This window comes from Micromonospora coxensis, from assembly GCF_900090295.1.
In the GTDB taxonomy this organism is placed as follows: domain Bacteria; phylum Actinomycetota; class Actinomycetes; order Mycobacteriales; family Micromonosporaceae; genus Micromonospora; species Micromonospora coxensis.
Map to the genome: position 1 here is coordinate 1,976,704 of NZ_LT607753.1, position 13,903 is coordinate 1,990,606.

Here is a 13,903-nt window from a genome sequence, read left to right on the forward strand (position 1 = left end):
TCCAGTAGCATCCACCGGCCGTCCGGATCGGACGGCCGACCGATGACGACGGGAGTGGGCACCGTGCGACGACGTGCCGCTGTGCTGGTGCTGGCCGCGCTGACCGCCATCGTGGCGACCGGCTGCACCGGGGGCGACGGGACACCGGCCGGCGACGCCTCGCCGCCGGCCCCGACCTCCACCGGCGAGCCGTGGTACGACGAGGTCAATCCCGCCCCGGCGGCCGGGAGCGTCGGTGGCCCGGGCAGCCCCTGCCCGCTGCCGGTCTCCTTCTCCCTGCCGGAGCAGTGGACGCCGAAGCCGATCCAGGTCCCCGAGGGGGAGCTGGCGGAGGTCCTCGGTGAGGCGTTCACCCGGCGGGGTGGGGCCACCGCCCGGTGCGAGGTCGACGGCCGGCGTGCCGGCGGCGGCTTCCTGCGGGTCTGGACGGCCGACGACCCGGCCGTCGAGGCGCGACCGGCGCTGGAGGCGTTCGTCGCCGGTGAGGAGAAGGTCAGCGGTCAGGAGTTCCGGTCGGTACGGGCCGGCGGCGTCGACGCGGTCGAGGCGACCTGGGTGTCCACCAGCGAGCTGACCGAGGACACCAACCGGTCCTGGGCGTTCGCGGTACGGGCCGGCGGGCGGACCGTGCTGGTCACGGTGAGCGAGAACCTCCTCGCCGAGGCCACGGACCTGCTGCCCGGGTACCGGCTGGCCGGGCGGAGCCTGACCGTCGGCTGACGACGGCCACGGCCGACACGGGTGGTCGTGCCGTCGTCAGGCGCAGCTGGTGGCGGGCAGCCCCGGCACCGGCACCGGCGAGCGACCGCCCGGCTGCGCCTTGCCGGCGAGCACCCGGGCGAGCGCCGTCATCGAGGTGCGGCTGGAGGAGTAGGTGGCCAGCAGGGTCGGCGAGGTCGCCTTCTCCAGCACGTACGGGGTGTCCATCGCGACGGTCACCGCCGCGTCGGCGCTGAGGTCACCGGCGGAGTCGCCGTAGCCGACCAGGTGCACCCGGGTGCCGCCGCTCGGAACCACCTTCACCCCGGCGGCGGTCAGCGCCTCGGTCAGCATCGCGCGGGTGCGGTCCCGCCCGGCCGACGAGGTCACGGTCACCGGGCCGCGTACCGGCGCGCCGCAGGCGCCGCGCAGCATGGTGACCGCCGCGGCGGCCAGGTCGTCGGCTGCCCGGCGGTGCTCGGGGCTGTTCAGGGTGGACATCGCCGGGGCGGGCCGGTCGGCGAGCTGGAACTTCATGGTCAGCACCCGGGTGGCCGCCTCGACCAGCCGGGCCCGGGGCAGCGACCCGTCGCGCAGCGCGGCGAGCAGCCCGTCGTACGCCTGGCCGACGTTCGGCGGCATCAGGATCAGGTCGTTGCCGGCCAGCAGCGCCTTCACCGCCGCCTCGCCCGGCGGGTACCGCTTGGCCGGTGCCATGTTCATCCCGTCGGTGATCACCACGCCGGTGAAGCCGAGCTGACCGCGCAGCACGTCGGTGAGCAGCTTGCGGGAGAAGGTGGCCGGGGTGCCCGGGTCGACCGCCCTGACGTCCAGGTGGGCCGACATCACCGCCATCGCGCCGGCGCCGATGCCGCCGGTGAACGGCGGGAAGGCGGTGCGGTCCAGCTGGGCGCGGGTCTGGGCGATGACCGGCAGGTCCTTGTGCGAGTCGGCGGCGCTCAGGCCGTGCCCGGGGAAGTGCTTGACGCTGGCCGCGACACCGGCGCTCTGCAGGCCGCGTACCGCGCCGGCGACCTGCGCCGAGGCACGCTTCGGGTCGGCGCCGAAGGAGCGGGAGCCGATCACCGTGCTGCGGGTGGCGAGCACGTCGGCCACCGGGGCGAAGTCCAGGTTGATGCCCATGGCGGCCAGTTCCTGGCCGGCGGCCCGCCAGGCGGCCTCGGTGAGCGCGGGGTCACCGGCCGCCCCGGCGGCCAGGGCGCTGGGCAGGGTGGTCACCCCGTCGGTGATCCGGGTGACCACGCCGTACTCCTGGTCGGTGCCGATCAGGAAGGGCACGCTGCCGGCGGGGAGCTTGGCGGCGGCCTCGCGCAGCCCGCCGGTGAGTTCCCGGACCTGCCGGGGGTTGTCGACGTTGGTGGTGGCCTGGTTGCCGGAGGTGGGGTCGTCGGCACTGAAGCCGACCAGGATCACCCCGCCGAGGCGGTACTTCGCCACCATCTCGGCGGGGGTGTCGACCCCGGCCAGGGTCCGGTTGCCGGCGGCCGAGGCGGGCGTGACCTTCGTCGCCGTGCTGCCGTACGCGTAGGGCATCAGCACCTGGCCGGCCAGGTCCTCGTCGGTGAGCGTGCCGACCAGCGCGGCGGCGCGGGCGGCCGGGTCACCGGCCGGGGTGGGGGCGGGGCTGGGCGCGGTGGTCGGGGCCGACGGGCTCGACGCGGGCCGCGGCGTGTCCGGCTCCGCCGAGCAGCCGGAGACGAGCAGCGCGGTCAGGGCGGCGAGGGCGACGCCGGCACGTCGCGGGGGAATCGGCACGCGCCCCATCAAACCCGGCGTCGCGTCGCTGCGGCAACCCGACCGGCCGGACGTCCGCGCGGGGCGTGCCGGTCCGCACCCGGCTGTCCGGGTACGCCGTCCGGACTCAGCCGACCCGGGTGAGCAGGGTCACCGGGGCGCCGTCACCGGCGTACCGGTAGGGCTCCAGCTCCGCGTCCCAGGCCGTGCCGAGCGCCTTGTCCAGGGCGTGCGCCAGCGCCTCCGGTGCGCGGGCGGCGGCCATGAGGCCGCGCAGGCGGTCCTCGCCGAGCTGGATGTCGCCGGCCGCGCCGACGGTCGCCCGGAACAGCCCCCGGCCGGGGACGTACATGAAGCGCTCACCGTCGACGCCCGGGCTGGGCTCCTCGGTCACCTCGAAACGGATCATGGGCCACTGCCGGAGGGCAGCAGCCAGTTCGGCGCCCGTCCCCGGACGACCGGTCCACCCGCACTCGGCCCGGCGGGCGCCGGGATCGACGGGTTGAGCCGTCCACTCGAGGTTGACCGGCGCGGCGAGGACGCGCGCGATCGCCCACTCGACGTGTGAGCACACGGCGAGCGGGGTCGAGTGGACGTATACGACGCCACGCGTTGGCACGGTGACCTCCCGGAGAGCGAGGTGCGTCTTCCCCTACGACCTCGGCAACCGGGTGGCTTCTGCAACACATGATGACTGGTGGGACGCATGATGCGCCAGGGAATCGGAAAACTCGCCGGTCGGAATACCCGGACCGGTGACCTGGGTTGTGCTCCCCGACAGGCGCGGTGGCCAGCCAGGCATCGTGGTCGTGTACAGTTCTCCGGGCGGTTCTGTGCCGCCGTACATCTTCGCGGGCCGAGGCTCATCCCGGGCGTCACCCGCTACAGCCCCCGGACGTCTACCGCGTCCTCCCGTACGTCTTGCAAGGAGTACCTCCGTGGCGAGCAACACCTCTAAGACCGCGCGCGCGTCAGTCCGGGCCGGCCAGGCTGGCCAGGGTGGCGCCCTCAGCGTGCTGGGCGAGTTCAAGTACCTCATCCCGCTCAACGGCGGCAAGCACGCCTACGTGCGGAACCTGACCAACGGCAAGACCGCGCACCTGCGCACCGACTCCGAGGCCTTCGTCGAGGAGATCCGGGTGCTGGCCGCCGCCGGCCACGCCGCCAAGATCCGCGCCGAGATCAACAACCTCGCCGCTGCGCACCCGGGCGACGGCTGGGACAAGACCGAGAAGCGTCTCGTCGAGGCCGGCGTCTTCGAGGGCTGAGCCCTCCCCCGAGCCACACCGGAACCGCCCGTCGGGTCACCCCGACGGGCGGTTCCGTCTTTTCCCGGGTACCCACCCGCCCCCCGTTCGCGGCGAGTCGCGGTGTCCGAGCGGGGGGATGCCGCCACACGCCGCAGCCGGCGCGGAGTTCGGCGGAGTGCGGGGCGTCGGATCAGCGGCCGAGCAGGGTGACCTCGCCGGTGGCCAGGTCGTACAGGGCGCCGACGACGTCGACGTCGCCCGCCGCGACCGGCCCGGTCAGCAGGTCGTCGGCGCGCAGCGCGGCCACCGTGCGCAGCACGTGCCGGCGTACCGCCATCGGGTGCACGGCCGGGTCGTCCGGGCCCACCTCGGTCACCGCCGGGGCGATCTGGTCGACGACGTACGCCAGCGAGCCGCCCGGCGTCCGGCCGGTGCGCAGGGCCTGCACCGCCGAGGCGACCGCCCCGCACCGCTCGTGCCCGAGCACCATCACCAGCGGCACCCCGAGCTGGCCCACCACGTACTCGATCGAGCCGCGCACCGCCCGGTCGAGCACGTGCGCGCCGGTGCGGATCACGCAGATCGACCCGAACGTCTGGTCGAAGATCGCCTCCAGCGGCACCCGGGAGTCGATGCAGCCGAGCAGCACGGCGTACGGCTGCTGGTCGCCGGAGGCCACCGCCGCCGCGGCGGTGACGTCGTGCCCGTGCACCGGCCGGCCGCTGACGAACCGTCGGTTGCCGGCGAGCAGCGCGTCCAGCGCGGCCCGGGGTGTCCGGGCAGCTCCCGGGCGTGCAGGGGTCATACGTCCCAGCCTGGCCACCGATCCGATCGTGCGGGGCCGGGTTGCGAATCTTCTCACCGGCACGGTTGGCGTGGTGTCATGTCGGGTAGCCGGTGTTACCACCGGGTTACGCCGGTGCTTCGGTCCCGGGCGGCCTGGGGAGGTGACGATGCCGGAGAAACGGGAGGTACGACTCCCCGACGACGTACGCCTGCACGTCGAGGTGACCGGGCCGGCGGACGCGGAGGTCACCGCGATCCTGCTGCACGGCTGGACGCTGGACGGGCGGGCCTGGCACCGGCAGGTCGCCGACCTGACCGAGCGCTTCGGTGCGCGGGTGCGCGTGGTCACCTACGACGCCCGTGGGCACGGCCGGTCGAGCTGCATGGCGCTGCGGACGGCGACCCTGGCCCAGCTCGGCGACGACCTGGCCGCCGTGGTGGACGAGGTCTCCCCCACCGGCCCGGTGGTGCTGGTCGGGCACTCGATGGGCGGGATGACCGTGATGGAGTACGCCCACCGCCACCCCGAGCACTTCGCCGCCCGGATCGCCGGGCTGGTCTTCGTCTCCACCACCGCCGAGGGACACACCCACACCGTCTACGGACTGTCGCCCCGGATCGCCCGGTTGATCCGGATCGCCGAGACCACCGGCGCCGGGGTGCTGGCCCGGTGCGGCTCCTGGCGTCCGCCGCGGGCGCTGCTGCGGGCGTTGCAGCCCAGCATCCGTTGGATGCTCTTCGGCGACCGCTGCGACCCGAGCGACATCCGCCTGGTCACCTCGGCGGCGGCCCGCGCCTCGCTGCGCTCGATCGGCGGGTTCCGCGCCTCGATCGGCGACCAGCACCGGCTGGAGACCCTGGCCGCGCTGGCCCACCTGCCGGCCGCCGCCCTGGTCGGCGACCGGGACCGGCTGACCCCGCCGCCGTGCGCGGAGTCGATCGCGGCGGCGCTGCCGGTGACCGAGCTGACCGTCTGCCCGGGCGCGGGGCACATGCTGATGATGGAACGTCCCGACGAGGTGAACGGCGCGGTGGCCGGGGTACTCCGGCGGGTGCTGACCGGCACGGCCGACCCGACGCCGGCCGGCCCGCCCGTTCCTGCCTGACCCGGCCGGGCGGCCCGCATTACGTACCGCGTCGACCCACACCCGGGCAGGGGCGCGGCGTGGTGGCCGGACGTCCGCACACCGCCGCGCGGGGCGACCACGACGGGTCGGCGTGCGGCGACCGGCGGGGCCCGCCCGGCCCGGCCGGAGGTGGCGGAGGTCGCGGCCGGCGGCATGGCCTCGACACGGCCCGGCCTCGGGCCCGTACCCTCATTCCGCCTGGCGTGCGCCCGCGTCCGGCGCCGCCGTCGCCACAGGAGCCCTCGCCTTGACCGACCACACCACCCTGGAGCGGGAGATCGCCGCCGAGCAGCGGCATCTCGACCGGGTGTACGCCCGTCTGGCCGAACTGCGCCGCTCGGCCGCGCAGGCCGAGAAGGAGGGTTACCGACTGGCCCGGGTCGGCAACTTCGGCGCGTTGGTCGAGCGGGACGCGATGGTCTTCCACGCCGCGCAGCGGCGGTACGTGCTGGACGCCGAGCACGAGGGGCTGGTCTTCGGCCGGCTCGACCTGCGTACCGGCCAGGTGCTGCACGTGGGGCGGCTCGGCGTGCGCGGCGAGCAGGCCGAGACGCTGGTGGTCGACTGGCGGGCCCCGGCCGCCGCCGCCTTCTACCAGGCCACGCCCGCCGAGCCGCTGGGCGTGGTGCGGCGGCGCACCATCCAGTCCTCGGGCGAGAAGGTGACCCGGATCGAGGACGACCTGCTCGACCCGGAGGCGGCGCCGGCCGAGATGGCGGTGGTCGGCGACGGGGCGCTGCTGGCCACCCTGTCCCGGGCCACCGGCCGGGGGATGCGCGACATCGTGGCGACCATCCAGCGGGAGCAGGACGAGGCGATCCGCTCCCCCGGCTCCGGGGTCACGATCGTCTCGGGCGGCCCGGGCACCGGCAAGACGGCGGTGGCCCTGCACCGGGCCGCGTACCTGCTCTACTCCGACCGCGCCCGGTACGCCGGCGGCGGCATCCTGGTGCTCGGCCCGTCGTCGGTCTTCGTCGAGTACATCGCCTCGGTGCTCCCCTCGCTCGGCGAGGAGACCGCCACCCTGCACTCGCTCGGCTCGCTCTTCCCCGGCGTGTCGGCGACCCGTACCGATCCGCCGGAGGTGGCGGCGGTGAAGGGCTCGCTGCGGATGCGGCGGGTGCTGGAGCGGGCGGTGCGCGACGCGGTGCCGGACGGCCCCGACGAGCTGCGCCTGCTGTACCGGGGTCAGCTGCTGCGGCTGGAGCGGCGGGAGCTGGACGGCATCCGGGACCGGACGCTGTCGCGGGGCGCGCGCCGCAACGAGGTGCGCCGGGCCGCGTTCGACGCCGTCCTCGCCGCGCTGTACGCCCAGGCGCGCCGGCTGGCCGTGCCGCGCCTGCCGGAGCAGCCCGCCTTCGAGGACGAGATCATCGAGCGGCCGGACTTCCGGGAGTTCCTCAAGGCGTGGTGGCCCCGGCTGCACCCCCGGCACGTGCTGGACTGGCTGGCCCGGCCGGCGCGGCTGCGCCGGTACGCCGCCGGCGTCCTGTCCCGGGCCGAGACGACCCTGCTGTCGGGGGCGTACCGGACGGCGGGGTCGCCGGGGTTGACGGTGGCCGACGTCGCCCTGCTCGACGAGTTGGACGCGCTGCTCGGCCAGCCGGTGCGGCCGAAGCGGCCCAGGCGCGACCCGTTCCAGCTCACCGGCGGGGTACGCGAGCTGAGCACCTTCGCCGACCGGCAGCGGGCCGCGCGGGCGGCGGCCCGGGAGCGCCCGGAGGACTACCGCGACTACGCGCACGTGGTGGTGGACGAGGCGCAGGACGTCTCGCCGATGCAGTGGCGGATGGTCGGCCGGCGCGGGCGGCTGGCGTCCTGGACGGTGGTGGGCGATCCGGCGCAGACCGCCTGGACGGGTGACCCGCAGGAGCTGGACCGGGCCCGGGACCAGGCGCTGGGTCGGCGTCGTCGGCACCGGTTCAACCTCACCACCAACTACCGCAACTCGGCGGAGATCTTCGCGGTGGCGGCGGAGGAGATCCGCCGGGTCCACCCCGACCTGGAGCTGCCGGTCGCGGTCCGGTCCACCGGCGTGGAGCCGGTGGCGCTGACCGTCCCGGCGGCGGAGCTGGCCGCCGCGACGGTGCGGGCCGCGCAGGCGCTGCTCGGCGAGGTGGAGGGCACCGTCGGCGTGATCACGCCGGTGCCGCGCCGGGACGAGGTGGCCGGCTGGCTGGAGGGGACCGCCAACTCCCGGCTCCAGGTGGTGACCAGCCTCCAGGCCAAGGGCATGGAGTACGACGGGGTGGTGCTGGTCCACCCGGGCGAGATCCGCGCCGAGCCCTCCGGCGTACGCACCCTCTACGTGGCCCTCTCCCGCGCCACCCAACGCCTCACCACCATCGAACCCACCCCCTGACCCCGCCCCCGCACCGCTCCCCTCCCCACCCCCCGGTTGATCATGAAGTTATTGCCCCCGCGCACCGGCGTGTCGTGGCAATAACTTCATGACCATCAAGGGAACGGAGTCACTTGCACACATAGCTATGTGAGCATAGGTTGGGTGTCGGGTTGGTCCGGCGGCGGAGGGTGTGGGCGTGGGCGCAGGTCATGACCACCACGGGTCGGTCGCGAACGCCGCGCACCGCCACCGGGGCCGGCTCTGGACGGCCTTCGCGCTGCTCGCCGCGCTGATGCTGGTCGAGGCGGTGACCGCCGTCGCCACCGGCTCGCTGGCCCTGCTCTCCGACGCCGGGCACATGTTCACCGACGTGCTCGGCATCGGGATGGCCCTGGCGGCGATCACCGCCACCCGGCGGGCCGACCGCGACCCGCAGCGCACCTTCGGCCTCTACCGACTGGAGGTGCTCGCCGCGCTCGCCAACGCGGTGCTGCTCAGCGGCGTCGCGGTCTACGTCCTCATCGAGGCGGTACGCCGCTTCGGCGACCCCCCGGAGGTGAGCACCGGGCCGATGCTGGCGGTGGCCGTGCTGGGGCTGCTCGCCAACGTCGTCGCCTTCGCCCTGCTCCGCGAGGGGGCGCGGGAGAGCATCAACCTGCGCGGGGCGTACCTGGAGGTGCTCGGCGACCTGCTCGGCTCACTCGGCGTCATCGGGGCCGCGCTGCTGATCGCCGGCACCGGCTGGTGGTGGGCCGACCCGGCGGTGGCGGTGGCGATCGCCCTGTTCATCCTGCCCCGCACCTGGCGGCTCGGCCGGGCGGCCGTCCGGATCCTGGTGCAGGCCGCCCCGGAGCACCTCCAGGTGACCGCGGTGCACGACCGGCTGGTCGCCGTCCCCGGCGTGGCCGAGGTGCACGACCTGCACGTCTGGACGCTCACCTCCGGCATGGAGGTGGCCTCGGCGCACCTGACCATGCACCCCGGCGCCGAGGTGGGCGCCGTGCTGGCGGCCGCCCGCAGCGCGCTGCACGAGGACTTCCACATCGAGCACGCCACCCTCCAGATCGAGCCGGGAGCGGCGCCGGGGGCCTGCGGCTCGGTCGAATGGTGATACAAATATCCGGCTATGCGCCTTTTATCAGGCTTCCCTCCCGTACCCTCAGTCACGAACCGGGCATCAGTCACACCAGTACCGGTAGTCTCGGTTCCGGCCTCCGCCAGGCGGCACCCGACGGTGCCGGCGGTGGCCGCCGCCTAAACGCCCGCCAGGGCGTGCCGGGGAACCAGGTACGTGGGGTGCATCCGCGCCAGCGGTAGGGATCTTCCGTCCCGAACCCGTCAGCTAACCCGGTCGGCGGCTGACGGAAGGATTGTGCATGCACGTACGACGTACCACTGTCCGACTGGTGGCGGCGGTCGCCGCCACCCTCGCCCTCGGGGTGTCGTCGGCGCCACCGCCGGTGGCCGCCGCCCCACCCACCACCCGGCTCGCCGCGCCCGGTGACGAGGAGGGCGGCACCCCCGCCCTGCGGGCCCAGCTCGACGCCGCCAGCAAGGGCTGGATCGACGCCAAGGCCGCGCTGGAGCGCTCCACCCGGCGCCAGCAGGAACTCAACAACCAGCTCAAGACCATCGAGTCGGAGCTGGCCACGCGCACCGGCAAGGTCGGCGAGATCGCCGGGGTGGCGTACCGCACCGGGCGGCTCGGCCCCGTCTCGGCGCTGCTCAACAGCACCTCGCCGGAGGGCTTCCTGGACCGGGCCGCCGAGCTGGAGACGGTCGCCAGCAACGAGGACCGCGAACTGCGCAACCTGCTGCGCACCAAGGAGGAGGCCACCCGCACCCGGGCCGCGCTCGACACCGAGATCGTCGAACAACGCAAGCAGATCGCGGTGATGGCCAAGCGCAAGCAGCAGGCCGAACGGGCGCTGGCGGTGGCCGCCGCCGACAAGCCCGCCCCGCGCGCCGACAGCGGCGCCAGCCGGGGCACCTCCACCGCGAACGCCCGGCCGGCGCCGCGCAACTCGGACGGCTCGTGGCCGCCGGAGTCGTGCAGCGTCAACGACCCCACCCCGGCCAACGGCTGCATCACCCCGCGGATGCTCAACGCGCTCCAGCAGAGCAAGGCGGCCGGCTTCACCCGGTACGTCTCCTGCTACCGCCCCAGCGGCTCCGGCGAGCATCCCAAGGGCCGGGCCTGCGACTTCGCCGCGCAGAAGAACGGCTTCGGCGGGGACGCGACCGGCGGCGACCGGACGTACGGCAACAACCTGGCCGCGTACCACGTCCGCAACGCCGACCGGCTCGGTGTGCTCTACGTGATCTGGTACCGGCAGATCTGGCTGCCCAGCAGCGGCTGGAAGTCGTACAGCGGGGCGGGTGGGGACCCGTCCAGCGACCACACCAACCACGTGCACCTGTCGGTGTACTGACCCGTACCGCGTCGCGGGGCCCGTCCGTCTGGACGGGCCCCGCACGTGTGTCCGGTGCCCCGCCCCGGGCGCCGGGGAAGCGGGCGAGCAGCGCGGCGGTCAGCCGGCGACCGGGCCGCCGTCGGCGAGCCGGTCCAGCACCGCGCCGAGCCGGTTGGCCAGCCCCAGGTGCGCGGCACGGGCCTGGCGGAAGGCGTACCCGAACAGCGGCGCCGGGGCGGCCAGGGTGATCTCCACGTCCACCCGCAGCAGGCCGTCCTCCTCCTCCCGGATGCGGGTGCGGTTGCGCACGGTCGTGCCGGGCTGCTGCCGCGCCACCGTGACGATCTCGTCGTCGGTGACCACCAGGACGTCGGCCTGGTACGTGACCGGGAAGCTCAACGGCCCCAGCTCCAGCCGGTCGGTGATCGCGTAGCTGGCCCGCGCGCCGGGACGGGCCGGCAGCTCACGGACCCGGACGATCAACGGGTGCAGCTCACCCTGCCTGGCGAGATCGCTCAACAGCGCCACCGCGTCCGCCCGTGAGCAGCGCGCCTGCACCGTGTAGCTGAACGTCTCCCGCCGGACCACTCCGCCCTCCACTCCTCGTCGGTCGCACGATAGTCCCGTACCGGCGACGGGCTGGCAACGTCGGCGGCGACCGGTCGCGCATGTCGCGGGCGGGGCGGGGAATCCCGCGTCCGGCGACGGCCACGGGAGGCGGACATGGGCGGGTACGGCGGATGAGCGGACACGTGATGGTCTTCGCGCCGACGCCCCGGCTGACGGTGACCGTGGACCAGCCCAGCGACCAGCCGGAGCTGCACCTGCACCCCGGCGGGCAGGGCGTCTGGCAGGCCCGGATGATCATGTCGCTCGGGGTGCCGGTGGTGCTCTGCACCAGCCTGGGCGGCGAGATCGGCGAGGTGCTGGAGCCGCTGCTGCTCACCGAGGGGGTGGACCTGCGGGTGGTCCGCCGCGACTCGACGAGCGGCGGGTACGTGCACGACCGGCGCGACGGCGCCCGGCACGAGATCGTCGACGTGGTCGGCGCGCCGCTGAGCCGGCACGAGCTGGACGAGCTCCACAACCTGTCGCTCGGCGAGGGGCTGCGCGCGCCGGTCAGCGTGCTCAGCGGCCCCAACGAGCCGTCCCTCGTCCCGGCCGACCTCTACCGCCGGTTCGCCGCCGACCTGGGGGCCAACGGCGGCCGGGTGGTGGTGGACCTCTCCGGCCCGCACCTGACGGCGGTGCTCTCCAGCGGCGTCTACTTCCTCAAGGTCAGCCACGAGGAGCTGATCGCCGACGGGCTGGCCGCCGGCGCCGAGGAGGACCAGCTCACCCGGGCCATGTACGACCTGCACGCGGCGGGCGCCGAGAACGTGGTGGTCAGCCGGGCCGCCGAGCCGGCCCTGGCGCTGGTCGACGGGGAGATCTTCGAGGTGGAGATGCCGAGGCTGGAGGCGGCCGACCCGCGCGGCGCGGGCGACTCGATGACCGCCGGGGTGGCCGCCGTGGTCGCCGGCGGCGGCGACATCCGCACCGCGATCCGTACCGGCGCGGCGGCCGGGGCGCTGAACGTCACCCGGCACGGCCTGGGCACCGGCCGCCTGGACACCATCACCGGCCTGGTCGACCGGGTCCGCCTGGTCCCCGCCGACAGCCGCCCGCAGGAGCGCACCACCCCGGACGAGCTGGCCGACCGGGTGGTCGACCGATGACGCTGCGGGTGCTGGTCACCAACGACGACGGGATCGCCGCGCCGGGCATCGAGGCGCTGGCCCGGGCGGCGGCCGACCGGGGTCTGGACGTGGTGGTCGCCGCCCCGCTGGAGGAGGCGAGCGGCACCAGCGCCTCGATGACCGCGGTGGAGCGGGACGGGCACGTGGTGGTCCGCGAGCACCCGCTGCCCGGGCTGCCCGGGGTGCCCGCGTACGGGGTGGGCGGCTCCCCCGGGTTCATCGCGCTGATCGCGGTGCACGGCGCGTTCGGGCCGCCCCCGGCGGTGGTGCTCTCCGGGATCAACCGGGGCGCCAACGCGGGCCGGGCGGTGCTGCACTCCGGCACGGTCGGCGCGGCGTTCACCGCCGCCGCGAACGGCTGCCGCGCCATGGCGGTCTCCCTGGACGTGCTCTCCGCCGGCGAGGCCACCGCCGTGAGCGGCGGCGCCGCCGTCTCCACCGCCGCCCGGGTACGCGACGCGGACCGGCACTGGGCCACCGCCGCGCGGGTGGCGCTGGACCTGCTGCCCCGGCTCACCGCCGGGCCGGTGGAGAGCGTGCTCAACGTCAACGCGCCGGACGTGCCGCACGGCCGGCTGCGCGGGGTGCGCCGGGCCGGCCTGGCCAGCTTCGGTCAGGTGCAGATGACGGTGGCCGAGGCCGGGCACGGCTTCGTGCGGACGTCGCTGGAGGAACCCGGGCAGGCGGTGCAGCCGGGCACGGACCTCGCGCTGCTGGCCGAGGGGTACGCCTCGGTCACCGCGGTACGGGCGGTCGTCGAGGCGGCCGACGTCGACCTCTCCGGGCTGGCCGGGGAGTGACGGGTGCGCGGCTCACGCGCCGGGCAGGACCTCGGGGGTGGCCGCGCCGGCGAAGTACGGCTCCGGAGCGCCGAAGAGGCCGAGCAGGCCGGTCACCCAGAGCTGCCGGTGCACGAACCGGCTCGGCTCGGTGACGACCAGCTTCACGCCGCTGACCTCGGCGGTCTGGAAGCCGGCGACCATCGCGCTGATGCCGACGGAGTCGATGAAGGTGACGAGTCGCATGTTGAGTTCGATCCGGGACGGACGGCCCTTCGCGAGCACCTCGGCGATCGCCTCACGTACCTCGTACGCGGTGTCGACGTCGATCTCCCCTCGAGGAGCGATCTCGATGACACCACCCGGCAGAACCGACTTCACGATCGACAGGCTCACGCGAGCACCTCCACTCGCCCGTTCACGGGCGCCTCATCAGTACGCGGGCCGCGACCGAGAGTATTCCTCTCACGGCCTCGGTCGCCACCCCTCGGGATGAGCAATTCGCGGATCCGGACGGATCGGGCCGTCCTTCGCCGCATTTCTCCTGTTCCTGACCACTTCAACGAGCGACCCGGCGGGGGCGCTCGAACCGTCCCAGGGTAGCCGCCCCGGTCCACTCCGGCCCGCACCCCGACCGGTGGCGGTCCCCGCCGGCCCGTCCGGCCCTGACCACGATCGACGCGCCGCAGGTCGGGTCGGACGCGACACGCGCCCGACGCGCCGCGGGTCACCGTCCTGATTGCCCGGGCCGCCTAGCCTCGGCGGCGAGGGTCCACCACGACGGAAGGACGATCGATGATCAGGAGACTGCTCGGCCTGGCCGGTGTCGGCGCGTTGCTCGCCCTGGTGCTGGCCTGTGGCTTCGGCGGTGGCGGGGACGACGACGATGACGACGACGGCGACGACTTCGCCCGTGGCGTCGCGGTGGTCGCGGTCCGCTGACCGCGCCGCTCGGCACGCAGCCCGGGCGCGGGTTTGGCGCCCGGGCCGACGGGGCACTGGCCTGGCAG

At 74.8% G+C, this 13,903-nt stretch carries 14 protein-coding genes and 1 riboswitch; of the genes, 9 read left to right on the forward strand and 5 right to left on the reverse strand.

The window, feature by feature from the left end; genetic code table 11:
• The first annotated feature begins 63 nt into the window (after positions 1 to 63).
• Positions 64 to 720 carry a lipoprotein gene (locus tag GA0070614_RS08730; protein WP_231933585.1) on the forward strand — a complete coding sequence of 219 codons (657 nt, stop codon included), beginning with the start codon at positions 64 to 66 and terminating at the stop codon, positions 718 to 720.
• Between the two features lie 36 nt (positions 721 to 756).
• On the opposite strand, the gene GA0070614_RS08735 is transcribed toward GA0070614_RS08730, so the two are convergent.
• Positions 757 to 2,484: a glycoside hydrolase family 3 protein gene (locus tag GA0070614_RS08735; protein ID WP_088975478.1), complete on the reverse strand. Its 1,728-nt coding sequence runs from the start codon at positions 2,482 to 2,484 to the stop codon at positions 757 to 759.
• 97 nt (positions 2,485 to 2,581) lie between these two features.
• Entirely contained in the window at positions 2,582 to 3,073 is a 492-nt protein-coding gene (locus tag GA0070614_RS08740; protein ID WP_088975479.1) for a DUF3145 domain-containing protein, read from the reverse strand.
• Between the two features lie 319 nt (positions 3,074 to 3,392).
• On the opposite strand from GA0070614_RS08740, the gene GA0070614_RS08745 reads away from it, so the two are divergent.
• Positions 3,393 to 3,722: a hypothetical protein gene (locus tag GA0070614_RS08745; RefSeq protein ID WP_088975480.1), complete on the forward strand. Its 330-nt coding sequence runs from the start codon at positions 3,393 to 3,395 to the stop codon at positions 3,720 to 3,722.
• 172 nt (positions 3,723 to 3,894) lie between these two features.
• On the opposite strand, the gene GA0070614_RS08750 is transcribed toward GA0070614_RS08745, so the two are convergent.
• Positions 3,895 to 4,509: a carbonic anhydrase gene (locus GA0070614_RS08750; RefSeq protein ID WP_088975481.1), complete on the reverse strand. Its 615-nt coding sequence runs from the start codon at positions 4,507 to 4,509 to the stop codon at positions 3,895 to 3,897.
• A gap of 148 nt (positions 4,510 to 4,657) precedes the next feature.
• On the opposite strand from GA0070614_RS08750, the gene GA0070614_RS08755 reads away from it, so the two are divergent.
• The 4 genes from GA0070614_RS08755 (at position 4,658) to GA0070614_RS08770 (ending at position 10,393) form a co-directional block, all read left to right on the forward strand.
• Complete coding sequence (locus GA0070614_RS08755; protein WP_088975482.1) at positions 4,658 to 5,596, forward strand: alpha/beta fold hydrolase; 939 nt, start codon at positions 4,658 to 4,660, stop codon at positions 5,594 to 5,596.
• 268 nt (positions 5,597 to 5,864) lie between these two features.
• On the forward strand, positions 5,865 to 7,979 hold the full coding sequence (locus GA0070614_RS08760) for a HelD family protein (RefSeq protein WP_088975483.1): 2,115 nt from the start codon (positions 5,865 to 5,867) through the stop codon (positions 7,977 to 7,979).
• A gap of 172 nt (positions 7,980 to 8,151) precedes the next feature.
• Positions 8,152 to 9,072: a cation diffusion facilitator family transporter gene (locus tag GA0070614_RS08765; protein ID WP_231933586.1), complete on the forward strand. Its 921-nt coding sequence runs from the start codon at positions 8,152 to 8,154 to the stop codon at positions 9,070 to 9,072.
• A 130-nt stretch (positions 9,073 to 9,202) separates the two neighbouring features.
• Positions 9,203 to 9,334: riboswitch (cyclic di-AMP (ydaO/yuaA leader) on the forward strand.
• Between the two features lie 3 nt (positions 9,335 to 9,337).
• A complete protein-coding gene (locus GA0070614_RS08770) occupies positions 9,338 to 10,393 on the forward strand; it encodes a coiled-coil domain-containing protein (RefSeq protein ID WP_088975484.1) in 1,056 nt (351 codons plus the stop codon).
• Positions 10,394 to 10,492: 99 nt separating this feature from the next.
• Here GA0070614_RS08770 and GA0070614_RS08775 read toward each other — a convergent pair whose 3' ends face one another.
• The gene (locus tag GA0070614_RS08775) at positions 10,493 to 10,963 is read right to left on the reverse strand and encodes a hypothetical protein (RefSeq protein ID WP_088975485.1); all 471 of its coding nucleotides are present in this window, start codon (positions 10,961 to 10,963) and stop codon (positions 10,493 to 10,495) included.
• 152 nt (positions 10,964 to 11,115) lie between these two features.
• On the opposite strand from GA0070614_RS08775, the gene GA0070614_RS08780 reads away from it, so the two are divergent.
• Entirely contained in the window at positions 11,116 to 12,093 is a 978-nt protein-coding gene (locus GA0070614_RS08780) for a PfkB family carbohydrate kinase (RefSeq protein WP_172892398.1), read from the forward strand.
• Entirely contained in the window at positions 12,090 to 12,914 is an 825-nt protein-coding gene (gene surE, locus GA0070614_RS08785; protein WP_088975487.1) for a 5'/3'-nucleotidase SurE, read from the forward strand. The genes GA0070614_RS08780 and surE overlap by 4 nt, the downstream gene beginning before the upstream one ends.
• 12 nt (positions 12,915 to 12,926) lie before the next feature.
• On the opposite strand, the gene GA0070614_RS08790 is transcribed toward surE, so the two are convergent.
• A complete protein-coding gene (locus GA0070614_RS08790) occupies positions 12,927 to 13,289 on the reverse strand; it encodes an STAS domain-containing protein (RefSeq protein WP_088975488.1) in 363 nt (120 codons plus the stop codon).
• Between the two features lie 399 nt (positions 13,290 to 13,688).
• On the opposite strand from GA0070614_RS08790, the gene GA0070614_RS30165 reads away from it, so the two are divergent.
• Complete coding sequence (locus GA0070614_RS30165) at positions 13,689 to 13,835, forward strand: hypothetical protein (RefSeq protein ID WP_157744966.1); 147 nt, start codon at positions 13,689 to 13,691, stop codon at positions 13,833 to 13,835.
• Positions 13,836 to 13,903 lie beyond the last annotated feature (68 nt).

Coding starts and splice junctions, on each gene's coding strand:
- GA0070614_RS08735 (WP_088975478.1), bottom strand. CDS start 2,484: ATGGGGCGCGTGCCGATTCCCCCGCGACGTGCCGGCGTCGCCCTCGCC.
- GA0070614_RS08750 (WP_088975481.1), bottom strand. CDS start 4,509: ATGACCCCTGCACGCCCGGGAGCTGCCCGGACACCCCGGGCCGCGCTG.
- GA0070614_RS08755 (WP_088975482.1), top strand. CDS start 4,658: ATGCCGGAGAAACGGGAGGTACGACTCCCCGACGACGTACGCCTGCAC.
- GA0070614_RS08770 (WP_088975484.1), top strand. CDS start 9,338: ATGCACGTACGACGTACCACTGTCCGACTGGTGGCGGCGGTCGCCGCC.
- GA0070614_RS08780 (WP_172892398.1), top strand. CDS start 11,116: ATGAGCGGACACGTGATGGTCTTCGCGCCGACGCCCCGGCTGACGGTG.
- surE (WP_088975487.1), top strand. CDS start 12,090: ATGACGCTGCGGGTGCTGGTCACCAACGACGACGGGATCGCCGCGCCG.
- GA0070614_RS30165 (WP_157744966.1), top strand. CDS start 13,689: ATGATCAGGAGACTGCTCGGCCTGGCCGGTGTCGGCGCGTTGCTCGCC.